Origin of the sequence: Micromonospora phytophila (assembly GCF_023656545.1) — a bacterium.
Classification (GTDB): domain Bacteria; phylum Actinomycetota; class Actinomycetes; order Mycobacteriales; family Micromonosporaceae; genus Micromonospora; species Micromonospora phytophila.
Genome location: NZ_JAMOKF010000561.1, coordinates 1 through 2062, shown reverse-complemented (window position 1 = coordinate 2062; position 2062 = coordinate 1). Strand labels below are relative to the sequence as shown.

General features: G+C 74.2%; 2 protein-coding genes, 2 tRNA genes and 2 pseudogenes. 2 read left to right on the top strand and 4 right to left on the bottom strand.

Annotation, left to right across the window (positions count from 1 at the left end; translation table 11 throughout):
• A pseudogene (locus NCC78_RS31230) lies at positions 1 to 126 on the top strand (SpoIIE family protein phosphatase); the annotation flags it as partial.
• A 63-nt stretch (positions 127 to 189) separates the two neighbouring features.
• Here the strand turns inward: NCC78_RS31230 and NCC78_RS31225 are convergent.
• The 3 genes and pseudogenes from NCC78_RS31225 to NCC78_RS31215 all read right to left on the bottom strand — a co-directional run.
• Positions 190 to 774, bottom strand: a pseudogene (locus NCC78_RS31225) (NAD-dependent epimerase/dehydratase family protein); the annotation flags it as partial.
• Positions 775 to 1077: 303 nt separating this feature from the next.
• A tRNA-Val gene (locus tag NCC78_RS31220) sits at positions 1078 to 1152 on the bottom strand.
• A 52-nt stretch (positions 1153 to 1204) separates the two neighbouring features.
• Positions 1205 to 1277: transfer RNA gene (locus NCC78_RS31215), tRNA-Gly, on the bottom strand.
• A gap of 185 nt (positions 1278 to 1462) precedes the next feature.
• Between NCC78_RS31215 and NCC78_RS31210 the strand changes: the two genes are divergently transcribed.
• Entirely contained in the window at positions 1463 to 1708 is a 246-nt protein-coding gene (locus NCC78_RS31210; RefSeq protein ID WP_250799023.1) for a DUF6458 family protein, read from the top strand.
• 106 nt (positions 1709 to 1814) lie between these two features.
• Here the strand turns inward: NCC78_RS31210 and NCC78_RS31205 are convergent.
• On the bottom strand, positions 1815 to 2062 hold a 248-nt coding region (locus tag NCC78_RS31205), incomplete at its 5' end, for an isocitrate lyase/phosphoenolpyruvate mutase family protein (RefSeq protein ID WP_250799020.1).

The following is a 2062-nucleotide window of genomic DNA, read 5'->3' as shown; positions in this document are numbered from 1 at the left end:
GTGCAGACCCGTCCGGACCGCGTCGACCTGATCGTCGGCGACGTCTGCGGGCACGGGGTGGACGAGGCGGCGCTCGGCGTCGAGTTGCGGGTCGCCTGGCGGGCGCTGATCCTCGCCGGTGTGCCCGGTCCGGCTGACCACGTTGAACGTGCCGCCTAGCCGCTGCGCGCCCCGCTCGAGCAGCCAGGCCGCCAGGTCCCGTACGTCGACGTACTGCACCGGCAGGTCGGCCGGTCCCGGCGTCAGCACCTCCCCGCCCCGGGCGATCCGGGCCAGCCACCACGGCAACCGGCCGATGTCCTCCCCCGGCCCGAGGATCAGGCCGGCCCGGGCGATCAGCGCCCGGTCGCCGAACACCTCCCGCACCGCCCGCTCGGCGCCGGCCTTGTTGCGCGCGTAGTCGCCGTCGGCGTCGTCCAGCTCCGCGTCGACCACCGGGGCGTCCTCGTCGGAGCCGGGCGCGACCGGTGCGGCGTAGACCGAGCCGCTGGAGACGTAGACGTACAGCCCGACCCGACCGGCCAACGCCCGGGCCGCGTCGCCCGCGGCCCGCGGCGCGCCGTCCCAGGTGTCGACCACCACGTCCCACTCACCGTCGGCGAGCGCCGCCAGGCCGTCGGGCGCGCTCCGGTCACCTCGCAACCGGTGTACGCCCCGCGGCGTCGCGCCGTGCAGCCCCCGGTTGAACACGGTCACCGACCAGCCCCGGCGTACCCCCTCGGCGACTGTCGCGCCGCCCACGAATCCCGTACCACCCAGCACCAGCAGTCTCATGCGCTCCACTGTGCCGGCTACCGGCGGGGACTTGGCACGATGTTCACCACCAGCGGATCTGCCCTGGGCAGAACCGGCTCGGCCGCTCGCGTTCCCCGACGTCCGGGTCAACGCCCCGCCCCGGGTCGGCGGCTGCTCGGGCGTTCCCGACGGTCGGGCACCGGCGGCGGCCCGACCGCCGCGGCGGATCGCCCGCTGACAAGGGCGAGCAGCCGGACGAGACGGGAAGCGGGCGGGACTGTCACGCCCGGAGAGCGACGAAAGCCCGGCACCGGGCTGCGGTGACGGGCTTTCGGATCTTCCTGGTGGGCGATACTGGGTTTGAACCAGTGACCTCTTCCGTGTCAAGGAAGCGCGCTCCCACTGCGCCAATCGCCCGTGGTCGCCACCCGGACCCGGTGGTAACCGGACCGTGCGGGGGTGGGTCGCGAGCGGACGACGGGATTCGAACCCGCGACCCTCACCTTGGCAAGGTGATGCGCTACCAGCTGCGCTACGTCCGCGTGTCGCCGGCGTTCCCGGCGACGGGGCAAACTCTACCCGACGGCAAGATCGCCGGGCACCCCGGCCCACCGCGCCCGGTCGCGACGCTGCGGCCCGCCCCGACACGAGGATGATTGCGCTGCTCAGCGGCGGGGTACTGAAGGCCTTCGACAGCACACCACATCCCCTGAGCAAGGAGGCTGTCGTGGGTATCGGCACCAGCATCTTCCTGATCGCGCTCGGCGCGATCCTCACCTTCGCGCTGGACGCGAGCATCGGCGGTCTCAACCTCGACGTCGTCGGGTGGATCCTGATGGCGGCCGGCGTGCTCGGCCTGATCATGACCACGGTCATCTGGGGCCGCCGCCGTCAGGTGGTCGCCACCACGACCGAGCAGCCGGTGGAGTACCGCCGGGTCGAGGAGCGCCGGGACGTCGCCCCGCCGCTGTGACCGACGGTCCTCCTCGCGGCCGACGGAGCTGGACGGTCGCACGACGCGACCCGACGAGTGCCGGCCACCGCCCGACGGTGGCCGGCACTCGTCGTCACCGGCACGGTCAGCGCATGAGGGCGTTGAGGGTGCCGTAGTCCAGCGCATCCTCCAACGCCCGGTACGTCCCGGTGCCGAACGCCTCGTCGGCGGCCCGCCGCGCCACCGCGTACGCGGCCTCGGCGACCGAGGAGCCCAGGCTCACCCGGGCCACCCCGAGCCGGGCCAGCTCCGGCACCGGCGGGGCGCCCGGCCCGGCCAGCACGTTGACCGGCGCCGGCACCGCCGCGACGAGGGCACGGATGGTGTCCGGAT